We start from the raw sequence: 18,930 nt of genomic DNA, 5'->3' as shown, positions 1-18,930 counted from the left end.
ATTTTATAAAGATTTTGCAACTTTTTATAGAATTTATAGTAGAATCAATAGCGAATTATAAAAAAGGAGTTGTTATGAAGTTAGGAACTTATACTGCAAACCAGGCTTCAGGAAACTATTATTTAGATCAAGCAAAAAATAGCGAGAAGAAGGCACTGAATGCCATCTCTGCAAACAGCAAGATCAAAGCATCAGGTGCAAATTTGCAAATCGCAGAGAGTTTGCTTTCACAAACAAATGTCTTAAACGAAGGTTTAGCAAATGCAAACGACATGATTGGAATGCTTCAGATCGCTGACTCAACACTTTTAAATTTAAGTAAAAATACAGATAAAATAGGTGAACTTTCAAGCAAACTCACAAATCCTGCTCTTTCGGCGAATGAACAAAAAGGCATAAAGGGCGAAATCAATGCACTAAGAAATGCTATGAGTGATAGTATAAAAGAAGCTAAATTTAACGGCAAAAACGTATTTGATACTGAGCTTGGATTTTTTACAGGCGAGAGTGCAAAAAATATAAATTTGGGCACAAATGCTCTTTTAAATGTCAAAGATGACGGCTCAAATACAGGTGAAATTTTAAAAAATATAAATTCACTTCGCTCAGAGATCGGATCAACACAAAATGCTGTATTTAGAGGCATAAATGCTCTAGCCGCAAGGAGCGTGGCAAATGCTAATAGTGTAGAAAATCTTGATAACAGCGATATCGCAAAGAGCTTGGAAGAAAATTTACAAGCAAATTTAAAGCTACATGCTGCGAGCTTAGCCAAAGCTCATGATACTACGAGCTTGGCCGCAAAACTAGATAAACTTCTAGCTGAATAAATTTTTACCGGTCTTGCACCGGTAAATTCTTTTTTAGTTTCTAATAAATTTTTATAATGATTCTATCTTGTTTGGATGAAATATGTTTATAGTTTAGATTATAGGTATAGGCATATTGAGGAATTTTGATGCTAGATTTTCTCGAGTTCAGGCAAACCCAAACCATTTTTATGATAACAAGCAAAAATATCACGGCTTGTATCTTTTAAAATTTTACAGCAACGCAAAAAATAAATTTTATGAGGTATAAATTTGTAAGACCAAACGGTCTTACAAAAGTGACTATTTTTTAGTGTGAGGGTTGTTTACTCTACCACTATCGACAACTTGGAGTCCTACTGTGTCATATGCTGCGCCAAAGCCTTTTACATATCTACCTTTTGTTGGGGTAAGTTTTACTATATAGAAGTCTTTCATCTCTTTAATAAATGCAAGTGCTGATTCATTTGCAAAGGCACTCTCAAATTTTGATATAAATTCATCTCTTACACTGTCGCTTATAAATTCAGCTTTTGCTTCAAAGCTTACTCTTACACGAGCAAATAGACTTTTTGCATCTTTTTCATCCTGAATAAAAAGGAGTGAAATTTTATCCGGGTTTTGTTTTATTGAGTGGTAGTGATCTGCTACTGATGATATGCAGATATAAAACTCATCGTTTTCTTTTATGAAAGGTGAATACGACGAAATCGCTTGCCCGTCAAGAACGCTTGAGATCACAACAGTCTTAAAGCTATTTATAAATTTCATCATTCCGCCTTGCACACTAGAGTTGTTTGTGTCGCCCTTGATGCTCATATAAAGCTCGATGATCGACTCTCTAAAACCATCTCCGCCTGCTTTGCTTAAAAATGGTACAAATGTTTTTGCCTGATCGCATGTTATTTCCATGCCATCTTCGTTTATATCAGTCATTTTGACATTTGTAGGCTCAGCTACACCACTAAATTTCTTACAAAACTCGATCACTATATCCAGATGATCCTTATTCATGTGGTCTAATGCTCTTTGTTTCAAAACCATTCTCCTTATAAAAATAAAATTGAAAATCGCAAAATCATACTAAATAAAATCTTAAAATTGATTAAAATTATCATTAATATTTTTAAAGCGAGAATTAAGCTTATTTTTTTAAAATTACGAGTTAAAAATAATATTTTAGAAAATTTATATCTTTTATTTAAAATTATATTTTCTGCTTATTTTTATGCTTTTTTGTTGTCTTTAGCTATTTGTATTAAAAGGAAATTTATGCAGGGTAGTACCAAGCTTGCCATTTTGCTTATTATGCTTATTTTTTTGCTCTCTTTTATCTCGCTTAGTATAGGCGGTTCTGACATAAGCATGAGTGAGATTTTAAATTTTATATTTAATAACAAAATAGACGAGATGAAAGAGACCATCTTGTTTGATATTAGACTACCAAGGCTTGTAATGGCTCTGCTTATAGGTATGCTTTTGGCTAGCTCGGGTGTTGTAACGCAAAGCGTCTTTTTAAATCCGCTTGCAGACCCATATATCATCGGCATAGCCGCATCTGCGACATTTGGAGCAGTAGTGGCATATCTTCTTGGCTTATCTGAAATTTATTATGGCATCTTTGCTTTTTTGTCTTCTAGCTTGCTTACCCTTGCTATTTTTGGAGTTTACAACCGTAGTCGCTCTATTGCTACACTTCTTATAATTGGTATCGCTTTTTCATCATTTCTAGGAGCATTTACGAGTTTTGCAACATATCTTATCGGTGAAGATAGCTTTAAGATAGTAGCGTGGATGATGGGCTATTTAGGTTCTGCCACGTGGCAAAAGGTCGGTATTATCGCTGTTCCGCTTATCTTTTGCATAATATATTTTTATCTAAAACGCTTTGAACTAACGATACTTTTAAGCGGAGAGGATGAGGCAAAAAGCCTTGGTATAGATGTCGATTCTCTTAAAAAGCGCCTGCTTGTTATAGCTTCGCTCACGGTTGCTTTTTCAGTCGCATTTACCGGTATGATAGGCTTTGTTGGGCTCATCATTCCACACTCTTTTAGAATGCTTTTAAACACCTCAAACAACGCTATTTTGCTACCACTTTCTACTCTTGGAGGAGGAGCTTTTTTGCTAGCTTGTGACGTTGTGGGCAAGAGTGTTTTAAGTCCGGTTGAAGTGCCAGTTGGTGTTATTAGTGCGTTTTTTGGAGCGCCATTTTTTCTATTTTTAGCACTTTATCTAAAAAGGAGTGTGCATTGAGCGTAGAAGTATCAAACTTAAGCTTTTCATACGCGCAAACAAGTGTGCTAAAAAATATAAGCTTTACTGCCAAAAGTGGAAAATTTATAGGTCTTTTGGGCTCTAATGGATGTGGCAAATCAACACTTTTAAAATGTATCTTAAATTTGCTTTCTCCAAGCGCTGGAAGTGTCAAAATTTTAGAAAAAGATGTACAAAGCTACAGCAAAAAGGAGCTTGCGAGAACGACTAGTTTTGTACCTCAAAAAAGCGCACTTACGATGCCATTAAGCGTTTTTGAGCTTGTTTTGATGGGTAGATATGCTCATCTAAAAAGCTCTTTTAGTGGTTATAGCTCTCACGATATTGCCCTAGTTGATGAGGCTTTGCAGACTTTTGGGCTGGCTAAATTTAAAGACCGAGTAGCAAACTCACTAAGTGGTGGCGAATTTGCTAGAGCTTTGCTTGCTCGTGCAATAGTTAGCGAGCCTAAAGTTTTGCTTCTTGATGAGCCTACATCAGCCCTTGATCTAAGCCACGCTATAGAGGTTTTAAAGCTTTGCTCGCATCTTACTCGTGAGCTAAATTTAGTCACCATAGCAGTACTTCATGATCTAAATTTAGCCTCACTGATATGCGATGAAATTTTAATGCTAAAAGGTGGTGTGATAGCTCATAAAGGGAGTGTCAGAGAGCTTTATAATCCAGAAATTTTAGATGAAATTTACGGCCTTAAGGCAGATATCATATATAAAAATGATATGCCATTTGTTTTACCGAAATGATAAATTTAAAGGAGATTTTATGAAAAAATTGTTTTTGATTTTTGCATTTTTGCTTGGTTTTAGCGGTGTTAGTCTAAGTGCTAAAAATATCGTTGTGCTTGATCCTGCGGTGGTTGAGATGATGTATATGCTGGAGGCTGAAGATCAGATCGCAGCTATTTCTACTCTTGAGTTTGGTAGGATTTGGCCTGAGGATAAGACAGAAAAGCTAAAGAGCGTTGGCACTTATACAAAGCCAAATTTAGAGCGTATAGTCGAGCTAAAGCCTGACCTTGTAGTTACTAGCTTTCACTCTGATGGTGTAAACGCCGACCTTGCTAAATTTGGTATAAAGACACTTACGATGCAGGCAAATAGTGTAGACGATATTTGCAAAAATATAGAAAAAATGGGCGATATCACAGGTAAAAAAGAGCGTGCCAGCGAGCTTGTGGCTAAGATAAAGCAGGACTTTTTAAAATTTCAAAACTCAAAGCTAAGCGGTAAGAAAATTTTAGGCGTTTATGCAGCTACCCCACTAGTTGCTTTTAACGATGCTAGCTTGCCTGGGGATATGTTTACTAAATTTGGTATGAAAAACGTAGCAGGTGGGTTGGCTGGAGCGATGCCGATCGTTCAAAATGAATTTATCCTAGCGCAAAATCCAGACTTCATAATAGTTGTAGGCATGAAAGATGGTAGTGATTTTTTATCGCAAAATCCAGTGCTAAAAGCAACTAGTGCGGCCAAGAACTCTAAAATTTTAAACGTCCCATCAAGTCTTGTCTTGCGCGGTACACCTCGCATAAATGAGGCCGCAAATGAGCTATTTAACACGCTTAACAAGTGAGTATACAAATGTTTAACAAACGTATAAAAGGTCATAGCGTAGCTCCTTCAAAAAGACCTGATATGGTGAGTGAAGATGAGCTGTGGGAATTTTTAGAGAGTGCACCAGATGAAAATGAAGGAGTCATCTATATCCATGTGCCATTTTGTGACAATATATGCTCGTTTTGCTCGATGAATAGGACAAAGCTTGAAGACGAGCTTGATGAATATACAAAATTTTTACTAAGCGAGATAGAAAAATACTCCGCCACGAACTACTTAAAAAGCAAAAAAATAGGTAGTGTCTATTTTGGTGGCGGCACCCCAACGATATTAAAAGAGAGACACTTGGAGCAGGTGATAAACGCACTTAAGGACAGCTTTAATATCCTGCCTGAGTGCGAATTTAGCTTAGAAAGTACGCTTCATAACCTAAATATAAGCAAGCTTCGCCTTTTAAACGAGCTTGGCGTAAATCGATACAGTATCGGCGTGCAGACATTTAGTGAAGCTGGTAGAAAGCTGCTAAATCGCACGCATAGCTCGGAGGCAGCGATAAAACATCTACGTGATCTGCGTGAGAAATTTAGTGGAATGCTTTGTGTAGATATCATATATAACTATCCTAATGAAAGCATCGATGAGGTGGTAAGAGATGCTAAGCTAGTGCGTGAGCTCGGCATTGACAGTGCGAGTTTTTATTCGCTTCAGTTTTTAGATGGCTCGGTGCTTAGCAAGACCATAAGCGAGGATTACTATGACGTAGAAGTCGATAAGAGCTTACACCACGCATTTCTAGACGAAATTTTAAGTCAAGATGACTATGAAATTTTAGAGTATACAAAGGTGGCCAAAAAGGGTAGGGACCAATATAAATATATAAGACTATCTCACGTGGGTGCTGATGTCTTGCCTCTTGGAAAAGGAGCTGGCGGCAGGCTAGGTGAGTTTGGTATCTATAACATGAGCCAAAAGATGAAAGTTATGGGTCGCATGACTGCTAGGCAGATGGAGTTTGATAGATTTGTAAATCTTTTTCAGTATCCACAAATAAGCCTTGAGCGTGTTTTTAATTTTGTGAGCCAGACGTGTGCTAATGAGCTTATGGATCTTTTTAAAAAATGTGAGGAAAGTGGATATCTAAAAATCGAAAACGACTCTTTAAATTTTACAAAAGATGGCGTATTTTGGGGAAATTCTATCGCAAATGCAGTGATGGAAATTTCTAAGAAGGAGTTTTTATGAAAAGTATTGTGATATATACATCAAAAAGTGGAAATACAAAAAAGATAGCAGAGGCTATTGCTGGTGAGCTTAGCTGTGAGGCGATAAATTTTGCCAATGCAAGTGAGATAAATTTGAGCGAGTTTGACTTTATCGCGCTTGGATACTATATAGATCAGGGCTCACCGGAGAAGGAATTTAAAAAATTTATCTCTCAAAGTGTAAAAAATAAAAAAGTGGGTTTTTTTATAACCCTTGGTGCTGATGTACCAAGTGCGCATGCAACACAGGCCATAGATCAAGGCAAAGAGCTATTTATGCAAAATGGCAATGAAATTTTGCGCACGTTTATCTGTCAAGGTGCGATTGCCCCTGAAGTAATAGAGCAACTAAAAAAACTTGGTAAAGCTATGCCTGATGATCCGAGATTTGCTCTAACGCCTGAGCGACTAGAGCGATGGGAGCGAGCCAAAACGCACCCAGATGAGGCTGATGTAAAAGCCGCAAAGGAAGCATTTAGAGGGGTTAAAATTTAAACTCATTTTGTGCCTATTTTTGCTCTAAAATTTTTAATGAGCCTGTAAAATCTTATTTTCATTAGTGAGTGTGCTGTGATTATAAGATTATAATCAATCCTTGCTAGTAAATAGAAAGCTAAAATTTACTGCAACAATATGCTCTAAAAGTTAACTAGCTTTGTTGCTCTTATAACTAAAATTTATGTGGGAGATATTTGCTTTAATGTGAGTATAAAATTTTGATTTTAGCTTCTAGCTCAAATTTGTGTGAAATTCGAGCTAGATTAAGGCTTTTAGCCTTCGATGTAGTTTTTGAGTTTTCTACCAACTTTTGGGTGTTTTAGTTTTTTGATAGCTGAGCTTTCTATTTGGCGGACGCGCTCACGAGTGACATTTAGGGCCTTGCCGATCTCCTCAAGTGTGCGGTCACTCTCATCCTCAAGCAAGCCAAATCTCATCGAAATAACCGCTTTTTCACGCTCATTTAGTTGCGAAAGCACATCGTCAATTTGCTCTCTAAGGTCACTTTTTAAAATTTGCTCTATCGGAGAAAGAGAGCTTTTATCCTCTACAAAATCTCCAAATTTACCGTCTTCTTCGTTTGCGATAGGAGCTTCAAGACTGATAGGCTCTTTTGTTATTTTGATGACTTGTTTTACCTTATCAACGCTTAGCCCAACCTCTTTTGCGATAACGCTTACATCAGGCTCTTTTCCCTCTTCTTGGAGGTATTTGCGGTTTATTTTGTTGATACGATTTATCGTCTCTATCATATGGATAGGTATCCTAATCGTCCTTGCCTGATCGGCGATCGCACGCGAAATAGCTTGGCGGATCCACCATGTGGCGTAGGTTGAAAATTTATAGCCTTTTCTATATTCAAATTTATCAACCGCTTTCATAAGGCCAATGTTACCCTCTTGGATGAGATCCAAAAATGGCAAACCCCTGTTTGTATAGCGTTTCGCGATACTTACAACTAGACGGAGGTTTGACTTAGCCATTCTAGCTTTTGCCTCGTCAGAAATTTTCTTTCCACGTTTGATCTGCTCTAAAATTTCTTTTAGCCTTGTTGGCTCAAGATCAAAGCCTTGCTTGCTCGCCTCTTTTGTAGTAAATAGCTTTTTGATCTCGACATAAGTTGAGACCATTGTAGCTTCTGGCACACGAGCTGCGATCTCTTCTTTGCTAAGCTTTATGATATCTTTTAAGATACTTTTGTGATTTTTCTTAAGCTCGTCGCTAAACATCGGTAGGCGATACTCCAAACGTTTTAGCTCTCTGTCAAATTCGTCGTCGCTTTTTAGTGCTGTCTCCATTGATTTTACGATCTCGCTAATTAGCTTGCTTGTTGGGCCAAGATCCATTAGCTTCTCTTTTAAAATTTTCTTTTTAAATGCAAGAGTCATCTTTGAAGCTGTGTCATCGCTCTCAACTTTATCTTGTTTGTTTGCAGTCTTTAGCCACTCTTTTTTTGCCTTTTCGAGGGCCTTAAAGCTCTCTATAACTTTTTCAGCGCGCTTATCGTTTTTGGCTGATTTTTTAGGAGCTTCGTTTTCTTCGTTCTCTTCATCTTCCTCGTCTATATCGTCTTCACTATCTTCATTTTCTTCGTTTTCACTCTCGTCTTCAAAGCTCTTAAAAAGCTCTTTTACACGGCGTTCTCTATTGATGAGCGGCTCTTTATAGTCAAGTATAAAATCGATCAAAAATGGCACAGAACAAAATGCATCGATAATGATATCTTCGCCAAGCTCGATCCTTTTGCTGATCTCTACCTCTTCATCTTTTGTAAGAAGCGCGATCTGCCCCATCTCTCTTAGATACATCCTGACAGGACTATCAGATCTTGACCACTCTAAAAGGTCACTTTCGCCTGAAAGATCGAGATCCTCGTCGATATCTTGATCACTTTTTTGAGCGTTTTCTTGACGCTTTTTAGCATCGGCTAAATTTCTAAGCTTTGCGGCCTCAGCAGATGTGATGAGCTGGACTTTATTTGTTTTTGCTAGTTGTTCTATCTTTTTTACTATCGTAGCAGTCGGAGCTTTGTCTAATAATTTTACTAATTTTTCGTATGTTAAAAAGCCTTTTGCATTTTCAGCGAAAAGCTCTTCTATCTGAGAAAAAGAGTCTTTTGCGGCGCTCATAAATTTCCTTTCGAATCGTCTAATTGTGATTTAAGTGTTGTTTAAAAGAAAGTGGATTATACCCAAATTTTTTAAAAAGTGCATCAAAACAGTGAAATTTTATCTATACAAAGCTACCGCAAAAGTCTAAAATTGCGGTAGCTATAAAATTATTAAAACGTCATTTCAAATGTTAGCTTGAAATTTCTACCAGGTGAGTAAAATCTAGCAAGGCCCCTGCCAGTTTCTTTATTTACCATATTATTTGTGCCAAAAGTTCTTATACTTCTTGCACTATCCCAGCTTGTGTATTTTCTATCTGTGATGTTATACACACCTGCTGTAAATGTGAAATTTTTCATCGGTCTGTAAAATGCTACAAAATCAAATAGACTGTATGTATTACTGACATATCTAACATAAGTATTTTTTGCATCTGGATCGTCTTTGGCATAGATATTGTAAGTATCTTCTGGACGTTTTGCTTTTACGTGCGTCATATATAGATTTGCTCCAAATTTATTATTTTTGGTGTGATATCCAACGTTATAGACAAATTTTGCTGGCTGGATGGCATTCATTGGAGCGTCTAGCTTGCCACTTTCATCTACTGACATTCGTCCTTTTTGGTATAGGTATTTATAGCCGACATTAAAGCCACTTAGTCCACTATAAACTTGCTCTAGGTCTAGATTTGCACTTAGCTCAACACCTCTTACGCGAGCCTTTGCTCTATTTACGTTTTGATATTTTTCTACTGGCATTCTACTACCGGCGTTACCGTATGTTAGCGTACCACGACCGATGTACTTTAGATCGATGAAATTTTTATAGTCAGTTTGAAAGAGATTTATCGTAAAAAAGCTAGGCGAGTTATGAAGAGTTACAGCAAATTCTTTTGTTTTTGCGATCTCAGGCTGAAGGGCTAAATTTGGAAATATCGTAAAATCAGGATGCTGAAAAGTAAAATAAATTTCATCAGATGTTGGAGCTCTAAAGCCATTTGCGTATTTTGCCTGAAGTCTTATGTGTTCAAATGGGTCAAAATTTGTCGCAAGTGAATACGAATGATGTGTAAAATCTCTCTTTTGACTTGCTAGATATAGTGCATTTTCTTCAGCGTTTTTGGTTTTTATCCTTTTTGCTTCTTCTGGGCTAGTGCCAGGTGGTATGGTAAAAGGTATAAAAACACCAGCAAAAAGATCAGTTGGTAACTTTGGTGTTTTGCCTGGTATGTAGCTTGGATTGTGTGTTATTTTGTCAAATCTATAGTTTAAATCAACGCTTAAAATTTCAGTCAAAGATATATCATCACCTAGATAAAATGCCTTTGTCTTCGTCTCAACAGGTATCAAAAAGCTAAATTTATCATCCTCATGTCTACAAAGCGTACTGTACTCATTTCCGCCGTGAGGCATACATTTGTCTGGTTGCCAGTTTTGAGATAAGCCTGTGCCTTTGTTTGCCATGCCAAAGAAATATTTCGCCCACCATGCCTTATTATACGCCTCATAGCCTTGCCTATTTACCATGCTTTTATCTGTTTGATTATAAAGCCCACCGTATTTTAAGGCGTGATCCATTTTAAATAGACTAAATTCCTTTGTTGCATCTAAATTTAGCTGTTTTGTATCGGTATTTAGATCCCTGTCTTTCCAGTTATTTTCAATGTATCCTGGAGCTCTTGGCAAAAGTAGTTCCTCAAATCTATTTTTTGGAGTAAGTTCTGCATATTTTCCATTGCCATCTGGCATATTTTGTGGAGTTAGATCGTAGGTTTCATATTTTTTAGTTGTTTTATTAAAAAGTGTTAAAGGTTTGGAACAATCATACTGGTTGCAATCAACAAGAAGTTTATCTACTCCACGATGTGTTCTTCCATAGAATGTTTCGTCTACTTCGTTTCCATGACTATCAAACACGATATCTTGAGGAAAAGTGAAGCCAGCTCCAGGCCAAGGCTCTTTTTCTACTTGTCTCATTTCTAAGTCACCACCATATTTATCTACCAGTTTACCTTCGTTATTTAACTTTAATCCTGATGGATTTAGCAGGCCCTGACAGTCATTTTTATCGCAGTACTCATCAGTCCTTGCTTTTAGCTGGATCTTTTGTTTTGAGTAGGTTAGCTTCATGCTATCCCAAAGTGGATTTTCATCGTAGTTTTCGTATGTGTAAAAGATATTTTCGCGCTTATTTTTGTCATTTACGTGCCTTGTGTCGGTACTATAGACTATGTCATTTGTATTACCACTTTGAAAAAGAGCAAATTTATACGACCAGTCAGTACCTACTGTCTCTTTTGTACTTCTATCGATTCCTACGCTAAAGCGGTTCGTTTCATTAAAATTTACACCAAATTTAAATAGCCTACTATCTGTATTTATGGTATAAGGATCTGGTTTTTCTCTCTCTTTGCCAAGCACGCTATCATCGTATGTCTTGTAACCCCAGTTTTTCATCTCATGACCATCTCTTTTTGTAGTGATAAAGAGAATATCAAACCATTTTGCTCGTGCGGCCATCGTATGAGAAAATAGTTTTTCATCGTTGGCTGATGATTTTTGTGCTTTAAAGCCGTAAAACCAGTCTTTTTCTGTAAGATAGTCTCTGGCGTCTTTTGTTTCAAACATTACAGAGCCACCAAGTGCACCTGAGCCGGTTTTTATACTATCTGCTCCTTTTGTAATATTTACTTGCTGGATGTTTTCTATCTCTACGCCATTTCTTGTATTGTTAAAATTTCCATATCCTTCAAAGAGATCCTTAAATCCCTGTGATGAAAGTGTTTCAGCTTGATTAAGTCCATCGATACTGATAGCCACACGGTTTTCGTCAACGCCTCTTATAGCATATCCGCTAGAGCCAAAGCGACCAGTCTCAACTACGCTTACACCAGTGTCATAGCGCACCATATCTCTAGTATCGCTTACTTGTTGTTTGGTAAGCTCACTTGCTGTCTTTTTTACTTCACTAATCTTTTTATTCTTTACGTTTTCTTCTTCCGCAGTTACCTCTACTCCGCCAAGTTCAACTTCTTTTATATTCTCACTTTCTTGGGCCAACAAATTTAAGCCAGCACAAAACAAAACAACTAGTGAAGTCTTTTTCATAATAGTATGTATCCTTTTTTGTATTTTTATTGTTTTTAATAGTCATTATCTATATTGAAGTCGCAAATCTTAACATTAAATAAATAAATTATTTATTAAACTTTATGAAATATTTAATAATTAAAAAATTAAAATTTTGGAACAGCTATTGCTTTAAAACCGTGACAATAATTAATTTTAGGAAAATGCATGCAAAATGGTTATTATCAAGCCACTGCTGGCATGGTAACGCAGTTTAACAGACTAAATGTGATCTCAAACAATCTTGCAAATGTAAATACGATCGGCTACAAGCGAAATGACGTAGTTATCGGAGATTTTGCGAGAATTTTTAAAGAGACACAAGATGAGCTTCCACTTAAAAATCACACAAAAGATGGAGCAAAATTTTTAAATAGAACGCTTAATCGCGTGCCACAAGTGAGCGAAGAATACACCGACTTTAGTGCTGGTGGCTTTAAATACAGCTCAAACACGCTTGATTTTGCGATAAAAAGAGATGACGCATTTTTCTTAGTTGATACCCCAAATGGTGTAAAGCTTAGCAAAAACGGCTCTTTTAGCCTTGATGGCGACGGCTATATCGTCACAAAGGAGGGCTATAAGGTTTTACCAAGTGGCTATGAGGCACAAAGCCCCGGTCAAAGAGGCATTCAAGTACCACAAGGTGAGGTGCTAACTGCTGATAAAAATGGAAATTTATACTCAAATAATAATCAATTTTCTAAATTTTTTATCGCTCAGCCAAGAGAGATAAGAGATCTTAAAAAGGTCGGCGACAACCTCTTTGAAACTAGAAATTTTAACGACATCACAGAGCTTGATGAGGCTGATAGCGTAATGCAAGGATATGCTCAGATGTCAAACGTAAACCCAGTTTTAGAAATGGTTGGTCTTATAGAAACCCAGCGCTTAGTTGATATGTATCAAAAGGTTATGACAAGCCACATGAACGATCTTAACCAAGATGCTGTTCAAAAACTAGCTCTAAAAGCTTAATAAAAGGATAAAACTATGATGAGATCACTTTACACTGCGGCCACTGGCATGATAGCTCAGCAGACGCAGATAGACGTAACCTCACACAACATCGCAAACGTAAATACCTATGGATACAAGAAAAATAGGGCTGAATTTGCTGATCTTATGTATCAAGTTATGGAGTACGCAGGTACGGCTACAAGCCAGACTACCACAAGCCCAACAGGCATTGAAGTGGGTCTTGGCGTGCGTCCAACGGCGATAAATAAAATTTTCTCCCAGGGCTATTTCAAAGAGACCAGCAACAACCTAGATATGGTAATAGCGGGCAATGGATTTTTTCAGATTCAGCTGCCTGATGGCACAACAGCCTATACTAGAAATGGTGCATTTAAGCTTGATGCAAACGGCACTATTGTAAATAGCGATGGCTATCAGCTCATCCCTCAGATCACAGTCCCTGCAAATGCGACGCAAATTTCTATCGGCACAGATGGCACCGTATCAGTGCTCCAAGCAGGTGAGAGAGAGATGGCTCAGATAGGTCAGATCGAGCTAGCAAATTTCATAAACCCAGCTGGCCTTCACTCAATGGGTGATAATAACTATCTAGAAACAAGCGCTAGTGGTAACGTGGTGGTAGGTGTAGCAGGACTTGACGGACTTGGTACGATCAGACAAGGATTTGTCGAGATGAGTAACGTCCAACTGGTCGAAGAGATGACTGATCTTATAACTGGTCAGCGCGCATACGAGGCAAACTCAAAGGCTATAACTACGAGTGATTCGATGCTTGAAATAGTAAATGGGCTTAAAAGGTAGGTAGTATGAACGCGACTCTAGCTATTGTTGGGCTTATACTACTTTCTTTTACGCTTGAGGTATTTTACTTTTTAAACAAAACGCCAAAAGGTAAGGACTCGATAAAACAGACGCATTAATTTGGGCGAAATTAAAATTTGGCACAGTTTATCTAAAATTTCTGCTTTTAAGAGCAAGAATAAAAGCATCTTTTGCTTAATTAAAAATTTTTAAGCATACTGCATGCTTCTTCCAAATCAAGCTCACAGGCTTTTTTGCAGTAGTTTTTTGCTCTATTTTTATCTTGCAACACACCAGCATCTCCAGTTTCATAAATGAGCGCAAGAGTATAGCAAGCAAATGCATTTTTTAGTTCGCAAGCCTTATTATAAAGGCTAAGCCCTTCTTCTTTCTCTTGTGCTAGAGTGTCTTTTCGTAGATATATATTTCCTAAAAAGAGACAACTATGTGGATTGCCTAGTTCGCAGGCCTTGTTCGCAATAGCTGCCATTTTATCGCGCTCATTGTTGTCAAGGTAGATATATATAAGATCGGTGCAGCTTTCTACGTTATTTAAAGCGCACTCACTTTCAAGCTTAGTGATATCAAAATTTTTACCCCAAGAAAAAAGAACACAAAGTAAAATTAAAATTATCTTTTTCATCTTTTGGCTCCATAAATTTTTATTATTTTATAAAATTAGCTCCATTTTTACTCTAAATTTTTCAAATTTTGCTAACATTTCGGCTTTTTATGAAGGTAAAAATTTGACATTTAAATATGTTTTTAAACTATCCATCCCTATCTTTATGGGCTATTTCCCGCTTGGTGTTGCATTTGGCATTTTGGCTAAAAGCATGGGTGTTAGCACATTTATCGCCGTGGCACTTAGTACATTAGCATATGGCGGAGCAGCACAGTTTATGATGCTCTCGCTTTTTAGCGTTGGCACGAGCTATATTGAGGTCTTTATCGTGAGCTACCTTGTAAATTTGCGCCATACTTTTTATGGAATTTCACTTTTAAAAGAGTATAGTGGGATCAAATTTAGGCTTTTGAATATTTCGTTGCTAACAGATGAGACTTTTGCGATATTTAAAAATTTAGGGCTAAAGGACGCAAGTGAGCGAAGTTTTGTCTTTACATGGCTAAATGTACTTTCTTGGTCTTACTGGGCGGCTGGAACGCTGCTTGGAGCGATACTTGGCGACTTTATCAAGGCCGATACAAAGGGGCTTGAGTTTAGTTTGACCTCGCTTTTTATAGTGGTCGTCATCGAGATGTTTAAAAATGATAAAAATTACCGCGTGCTCTTTGTGGCGATCTTTTTTGGTGTGCTTGGAGTGAGCCTATTTCCAGCTAAATTTGTGCTTGTTGGCTCGATGGCGCTTTGTTTTATATTTTTGATTTTGTTTAAGGATAAAATTTGATAAGTGTAAGCTCAAGCGAGATGGTGTTATTTTTGGCGGTTGTTGTAAGTGCAATCGCAACTTTTATCACACGTGCGACGCCGTTTTATGCGTTAAGAAACTATAAGCCAAACCCTTATTTAGACGCCATTGAGAAACACATGGGTATGATGATAATGGTCGTTTTGGTATGCTACGGGCTAAAAGATACTAAGTTTAGCGAGTTTCCTTATGGCTTAAGCGAGATAGCAGCAGTTTTTATAGCTATTTTGATGCATTTAAAATTTAAAAATACCCTTCTTAGCATAGTCGTTTCGACTGGAATTTACATGCTTTTGATAAGAATTTTTTAAATAAATATAAAATTTAGAAGTTAATAATTTTTTTAAATAAATGGCATTATAATGACTTTGCAAATTTTAATGCAAAGGAGCTAAAATGCGTTTAATCTTTAAGGCGGTGTTACTCATGATTTTAGGTGCTACTTTAGCAGTTGCTAAGCCAACCATCTACATTCTAGCCACTGGTGGAACGATAGCAGGAAGCGGCTCAGGTTCGCTTGACTCTAGCTATACTTCTGGAACTGTTACGGTCGATAAACTAATCGCAGCCGTGCCAGATATCAACAAGATCGCTACCATAAAAGGTGAGCAAATTTCAAATATCGGCTCACAGGATATGAACAATGAAGTTTGGCTAAAGCTTGCAAATAGAATAAATGAGCTTCTAAACAGCGGCAAAGCTGATGGTATCGTCGTTACTCACGGCACAGACACTATGGAGGAGACAGCTTACTTTCTAAATTTAGTTGTTAAAAGCGACAAGCCAGTTGTACTTGTAGGTGCGATGAGAAATAGTGGCTCACTAAGTGCAGATGGCCCACTAAATTTATTTAACGCTGTAAACGTAGCTATTAGCAAAGATAGCGTAGGTAAGGGCGTTGTGGTTACTATGAATGATGAAATTCACGCGGCTCGTGAGGTGACAAAAACTAACACTACAGGCGTTGATACATTTAAATCACCAAACAGCGGCAAAATAGGCACAGTCTTTTACGGCAACGTAAAATACTATATGAATCCGATCAGAAAACACACAGCAAGCTCAGCTTTTGATCTAACTGGCGTAAAAGAGCTTCCAAAGGTTGATATCATCTACTCTCACGCAAATGACAACCCTGACTTTGTAAATGTGGCTGTTAAAAACGGCGCAAAAGGTATCGTTAGCGCTGGTCTTGGCAACGGCAACCCTTACTTTAGCGTACTTGACGCACTTGGCGAGGCTTCAAAAGCTGGCGTAGTGGTAGTTCGTGACTCACGTGTGGGAAGCGGCGAGACAACTATGAATGGCGAAGTTGATGACGCAAAATACGGCTTTTTAACAAGCGACAACCTAAACGCTCAAAAAGCTAGGGTGCTTTTGATGCTTGCTCTTACAAAAACAAGCGACAAAGCTAAAATTCAAGAGTATTTCTTAACTCACTAAAAAGAGGCGGCTTGGTCCGCCTTTTAAATTTAAGCTATAAATTTGATCGCTGGATCTGATTTATGGATTAAATTTTTATATTTGTTAGCTAAATTTCAAGGCTTTTTATGGACTTCTTACTCTTTTTCGTCACGCTTGCTCCTATCTCGCTAATGCCAGGCATCAACATGACCTACGCTATGAGCGTTGGCATGAGCTTTGGCTATAAGCACTCGTTTTTTGTAATGGCTGGACAGCTTTTAGCGATCACGTTTATCTCGTTTAGCTGTATGCTTGGCGTGGGCGCAGTGCTGCATCATTTTGAGTACGCATTTAAGGTGCTAAATATCATCGCAGGGCTTTATATGCTCTATCTTGGTGCGATGCTTCTTTTTGGCAAGGGCGAGCTTAGCATAACAAGCGTCTCAAATTTCCCAAGCAAAAAGCAGATGTTTATAAATGGCCTGGTTGTCAGCGTCTCAAACCCAAAGGCGTGGATATTTTTCTCGGCTTTACTGCCTACATTTTTGGACAAAGACGATCCCTTTAGCCTAACTCGTATGTGCGCGATCGCGGCAACGCTCATTTTCATAGAGTTTTGCTCGCTAAATATCTACGCGCTTGGCGGAGCTATGCTAAAGGAATTTTTACAAACGCACCTAAGGCTACTTGAAATTTGCACCGCCATTATCGTTTGCACGATCGGCGTACTTTTATTATTTAGATAAAGGAGAATTTATGAGCGTAACATTTAAGGTAAAAAACAAAAAGAAACTTTTCGGCGGATATGAAAAGGCGCTAAGCGAGCGTGAAATTTCAGAGGTTATAGAGGGATTTTGCTTTTTTAATGGTCAAAACGACGAGCCGAGCGAGCTTTCGCTAAACGAAAACGTGATGATTGCTGGCGTATGGCAAAAGAGCGCTCGCGGCTTTGAGCTAAACTATAAAGATGGAAAATATATCGTTCGAGTCTGCACTCCAAGCGGCGTTGGCGACTGGCGGATCGCGCTTGAGCTACTCTCAAAGCTCTCAGCCCAAACCGGCTCACCAATAGAGTGCGACAGCGAGGAAATTTACGATGAAAAGCAAATTTTAAAATTTGATTATGAAGCTGACATAATGTGTGGACTTGAAGCTCTAAAGGACGCAAAAGAGGAAAATCAAACGCTTTATATCTATGGCGTGGAGCGCGACGTGGCGTTTGACGCGGTTATGATAGATGAAATTTTTGCAAGTGCCAGCCCTGTGGCTAAATTTGATGAGATGATGAGGCAGGTGCAGTATCTTGACGCTTATAGTGCAAGAGAGAATTTATACGAAGATAAAAACGGGAATGAAATTTTTGGCGCGTATACGCTTAGTGAAAATTTACCGACTATCTTGCCTTACGCTCCCTCTCCTTCGTGGCAGGCGCAAGAGGTTCTAGGAGAGCGCAAGATCTCGCGCTGGATACTTACGCTAGTCGTCGGCGTAGACGATAGGGACGCGCACGTGCTTGGTGAATGCGAATATGGCGCTTTTATGGCAAATCTGCCAAAAGAAAAATATCGCTTCATAGACGCCGCAAATATACTGGTTGAGCCGCTTAGCGAAGAAGAGATGAGAGAAATTTTTAAAAAGGCAAATGAAGCTTAGGTTTAAGTTAATAAACCGCAAGGAAATGAAAATTGCCTCAGGCTTGCTTATAAATTTAAACTTATAAAAGCTGGGATTTTATCGGTATTGTCGCTTTTTAGGCTAAATTAGGCGAAATTTAGCCTAAACTAATCTAGGCTTTGCGTGATTTAAAAAAGGATAAAAATGAAAATTTTAAAAACTATTTTAGCGGCGGCATCGGCGGTCTGCTATCTAAACTCGGCCGTTTTACCGCAAAGCGACTGGAGCAAAAAGGATCTAAAAGGCGAGGTCAAAAGCATGACGGCTACGGAGTACGAATACTCTATGGACGGCTCGGGCGCGCTAGAAAATACGCGCGTGAAGCGGACGGAGTTTAACGAAAACGGCTATATACTGCAAGAAACCGAGCACATAAACGGCGTACCAAACAGCTCGGTTTTGTTTGAATACGGCAAAGACGGGCTAATCCGCAAAAAATATCAAGACAGCGCCGTTTATCTCTACGAATACGAATTTGACGGCGAAAATTTAGTCGCAACGGCCAAAGAGCAGCATGTGGAGGATAAATTTTACCCCCGCACGGAGAAAACCACTTACGGCAAGGACGGCAAAATGATCGCTAGGGCGGCGTATTCGGGCGGGACGCTAGTGACGGACGATAGCTACGTCTACGACGAAAAGGGCGTTTTAACGCGGATAGAAAATAATATGGAGCCGCGGCACGCCATAGTGATAAGCTTCGAGCGCAAGCCAAACGGCGAATACGAAAAAATCACGCAAGCCCCAAACTCAAAATGGGTTTATTACTACGCCGCAAACGGCGACGAGATGGAGTATACGTCGGTGAATTACTTCGGCTCTGAGGCAAAAATCTGGCAAATCTTGCAGTTTAAAGACATAACGAGGGACGAGCGTGGAAATTTGACGCGTAAAAACTCGGTCAAATTTAAGCCCGCGGACAAATACTACGAAAACGGCGACATAACGGAAATCGGCCTATATAAAAAGCTAGAAATCAGCTACGAATACTACTAA

The 18,930-nt window shown here is 38.4% G+C and carries 18 protein-coding genes; 14 read left to right on the top strand and 4 right to left on the bottom strand.

The genetic code is table 11. The annotated features are described in order from the left end of the window. The first annotated feature begins 74 nt into the window (after positions 1 to 74). Positions 75 to 830, top strand: a complete 756-nt coding sequence (locus tag A3223_RS04610) for a flagellin (protein ID WP_084109339.1) — start codon at positions 75 to 77, stop codon at positions 828 to 830. 282 nt (positions 831 to 1,112) lie between these two features. Here A3223_RS04610 and A3223_RS04605 read toward each other — a convergent pair whose 3' ends face one another. Then, complete coding sequence (locus A3223_RS04605) at positions 1,113 to 1,847, bottom strand: HugZ family heme oxygenase (RefSeq protein ID WP_180378700.1); 735 nt, start codon at positions 1,845 to 1,847, stop codon at positions 1,113 to 1,115. 234 nt (positions 1,848 to 2,081) lie between these two features. On the opposite strand from A3223_RS04605, the gene A3223_RS04600 reads away from it, so the two are divergent. The 5 genes from A3223_RS04600 to A3223_RS04580 are packed head-to-tail and all read left to right on the top strand — an operon-like array spanning position 2,082 to position 6,399. Beyond that, positions 2,082 to 3,065 (top strand): FecCD family ABC transporter permease, encoded by a 984-nt coding sequence (locus tag A3223_RS04600; protein ID WP_084109337.1) that lies wholly within the window; start codon positions 2,082 to 2,084, stop codon positions 3,063 to 3,065. Next, complete coding sequence (locus tag A3223_RS04595; RefSeq protein ID WP_084109336.1) at positions 3,062 to 3,829, top strand: ABC transporter ATP-binding protein; 768 nt, start codon at positions 3,062 to 3,064, stop codon at positions 3,827 to 3,829. Before A3223_RS04600 ends, A3223_RS04595 begins: the two co-directional genes overlap by 4 nt. A 19-nt stretch (positions 3,830 to 3,848) precedes the next feature. Further along, positions 3,849 to 4,658 carry an ABC transporter substrate-binding protein gene (locus A3223_RS04590; RefSeq protein ID WP_084109335.1) on the top strand — a complete coding sequence of 270 codons (810 nt, stop codon included), beginning with the start codon at positions 3,849 to 3,851 and terminating at the stop codon, positions 4,656 to 4,658. Between the two features lie 8 nt (positions 4,659 to 4,666). Continuing rightward, positions 4,667 to 5,884 carry a radical SAM protein gene (locus A3223_RS04585; RefSeq protein WP_084109334.1) on the top strand — a complete coding sequence of 406 codons (1,218 nt, stop codon included), beginning with the start codon at positions 4,667 to 4,669 and terminating at the stop codon, positions 5,882 to 5,884. After that, the gene (locus A3223_RS04580; RefSeq protein WP_084109333.1) at positions 5,881 to 6,399 is read left to right on the top strand and encodes a flavodoxin family protein; all 519 of its coding nucleotides are present in this window, start codon (positions 5,881 to 5,883) and stop codon (positions 6,397 to 6,399) included. The genes A3223_RS04585 and A3223_RS04580 overlap by 4 nt, the downstream gene beginning before the upstream one ends. Positions 6,400 to 6,674: 275 nt before the next feature. Here A3223_RS04580 and rpoD read toward each other — a convergent pair whose 3' ends face one another. Both rpoD and A3223_RS04570 read right to left on the bottom strand, forming a co-directional pair. Further along, on the bottom strand, positions 6,675 to 8,531 hold the full coding sequence (gene rpoD, locus A3223_RS04575) for an RNA polymerase sigma factor RpoD (RefSeq protein ID WP_021091519.1): 1,857 nt from the start codon (positions 8,529 to 8,531) through the stop codon (positions 6,675 to 6,677). A gap of 152 nt (positions 8,532 to 8,683) precedes the next feature. Beyond that, positions 8,684 to 11,623 (bottom strand): TonB-dependent receptor domain-containing protein, encoded by a 2,940-nt coding sequence (locus A3223_RS04570; RefSeq protein ID WP_084109332.1) that lies wholly within the window; start codon positions 11,621 to 11,623, stop codon positions 8,684 to 8,686. Between the two features lie 189 nt (positions 11,624 to 11,812). On the opposite strand from A3223_RS04570, the gene A3223_RS04565 reads away from it, so the two are divergent. Further along, a complete protein-coding gene (locus A3223_RS04565; RefSeq protein WP_084109331.1) occupies positions 11,813 to 12,622 on the top strand; it encodes a flagellar hook-basal body protein in 810 nt (269 codons plus the stop codon). Between the two features lie 15 nt (positions 12,623 to 12,637). After that, the gene (gene flgG, locus A3223_RS04560) at positions 12,638 to 13,426 is read left to right on the top strand and encodes a flagellar basal-body rod protein FlgG (protein ID WP_021091447.1); all 789 of its coding nucleotides are present in this window, start codon (positions 12,638 to 12,640) and stop codon (positions 13,424 to 13,426) included. A gap of 199 nt (positions 13,427 to 13,625) precedes the next feature. Here the strand turns inward: flgG and A3223_RS04550 are convergent, their stop codons facing one another. Further along, positions 13,626 to 14,069, bottom strand: a complete 444-nt coding sequence (locus tag A3223_RS04550; protein WP_084109330.1) for a tetratricopeptide repeat protein — start codon at positions 14,067 to 14,069, stop codon at positions 13,626 to 13,628. A 103-nt stretch (positions 14,070 to 14,172) separates the two neighbouring features. Here A3223_RS04550 and A3223_RS04545 point away from each other — a divergent pair, with 103 nt between their 5' ends. The 6 genes from A3223_RS04545 (at position 14,173) to A3223_RS04520 (ending at position 18,930) form a co-directional block, all read left to right on the top strand. Then, the gene (locus A3223_RS04545) at positions 14,173 to 14,835 is read left to right on the top strand and encodes an AzlC family ABC transporter permease (RefSeq protein ID WP_084109653.1); all 663 of its coding nucleotides are present in this window, start codon (positions 14,173 to 14,175) and stop codon (positions 14,833 to 14,835) included. After that, the gene (locus A3223_RS04540) at positions 14,832 to 15,167 is read left to right on the top strand and encodes a branched-chain amino acid transporter permease (RefSeq protein WP_084109329.1); all 336 of its coding nucleotides are present in this window, start codon (positions 14,832 to 14,834) and stop codon (positions 15,165 to 15,167) included. The genes A3223_RS04545 and A3223_RS04540 overlap by 4 nt, the downstream gene beginning before the upstream one ends. 85 nt (positions 15,168 to 15,252) lie before the next feature. Next, positions 15,253 to 16,299, top strand: a complete 1,047-nt coding sequence (locus A3223_RS04535) for a type II asparaginase (RefSeq protein WP_084109328.1) — start codon at positions 15,253 to 15,255, stop codon at positions 16,297 to 16,299. Between the two features lie 107 nt (positions 16,300 to 16,406). Continuing rightward, positions 16,407 to 17,006 (top strand): LysE family translocator, encoded by a 600-nt coding sequence (locus A3223_RS04530; RefSeq protein ID WP_084109327.1) that lies wholly within the window; start codon positions 16,407 to 16,409, stop codon positions 17,004 to 17,006. Positions 17,007 to 17,016: 10 nt separating this feature from the next. Then, a complete protein-coding gene (locus A3223_RS04525) occupies positions 17,017 to 17,913 on the top strand; it encodes a DUF4299 family protein (RefSeq protein WP_084109326.1) in 897 nt (298 codons plus the stop codon). A gap of 165 nt (positions 17,914 to 18,078) precedes the next feature. Then, a complete protein-coding gene (locus tag A3223_RS04520) occupies positions 18,079 to 18,930 on the top strand; it encodes a hypothetical protein (protein WP_084109325.1) in 852 nt (283 codons plus the stop codon).

The organism is Campylobacter concisus (genome assembly GCF_002092855.1).
GTDB lineage: Bacteria > Campylobacterota > Campylobacteria > Campylobacterales > Campylobacteraceae > Campylobacter_A > Campylobacter_A concisus_AI.
Note: the sequence above shows the minus strand (reverse complement) of the source record. Positions and strands in the feature narration are given on the sequence as shown.

Excerpts from the sequence above, each read along its gene's own strand:
- rpoD (WP_021091519.1), bottom strand. The coding sequence starts at position 8,531 with ATGAGCGCCGCAAAAGACTCTTTTTCTCAGATAGAAGAGCTTTTCGCT.
- A3223_RS04550 (WP_084109330.1), bottom strand. The coding sequence starts at position 14,069 with ATGAAAAAGATAATTTTAATTTTACTTTGTGTTCTTTTTTCTTGGGGT.
- A3223_RS04570 (WP_084109332.1), bottom strand. The coding sequence starts at position 11,623 with ATGAAAAAGACTTCACTAGTTGTTTTGTTTTGTGCTGGCTTAAATTTG.
- flgG (WP_021091447.1), top strand. The coding sequence starts at position 12,638 with ATGATGAGATCACTTTACACTGCGGCCACTGGCATGATAGCTCAGCAG.
- A3223_RS04535 (WP_084109328.1), top strand. The coding sequence starts at position 15,253 with ATGCGTTTAATCTTTAAGGCGGTGTTACTCATGATTTTAGGTGCTACT.
- A3223_RS04590 (WP_084109335.1), top strand. The coding sequence starts at position 3,849 with ATGAAAAAATTGTTTTTGATTTTTGCATTTTTGCTTGGTTTTAGCGGT.
- A3223_RS04600 (WP_084109337.1), top strand. The coding sequence starts at position 2,082 with ATGCAGGGTAGTACCAAGCTTGCCATTTTGCTTATTATGCTTATTTTT.
- A3223_RS04610 (WP_084109339.1), top strand. The coding sequence starts at position 75 with ATGAAGTTAGGAACTTATACTGCAAACCAGGCTTCAGGAAACTATTAT.
- A3223_RS04580 (WP_084109333.1), top strand. The coding sequence starts at position 5,881 with ATGAAAAGTATTGTGATATATACATCAAAAAGTGGAAATACAAAAAAG.
- A3223_RS04585 (WP_084109334.1), top strand. The coding sequence starts at position 4,667 with ATGTTTAACAAACGTATAAAAGGTCATAGCGTAGCTCCTTCAAAAAGA.
- A3223_RS04525 (WP_084109326.1), top strand. The coding sequence starts at position 17,017 with ATGAGCGTAACATTTAAGGTAAAAAACAAAAAGAAACTTTTCGGCGGA.
- A3223_RS04520 (WP_084109325.1), top strand. The coding sequence starts at position 18,079 with ATGAAAATTTTAAAAACTATTTTAGCGGCGGCATCGGCGGTCTGCTAT.
- A3223_RS04565 (WP_084109331.1), top strand. The coding sequence starts at position 11,813 with ATGCAAAATGGTTATTATCAAGCCACTGCTGGCATGGTAACGCAGTTT.
- A3223_RS04530 (WP_084109327.1), top strand. The coding sequence starts at position 16,407 with ATGGACTTCTTACTCTTTTTCGTCACGCTTGCTCCTATCTCGCTAATG.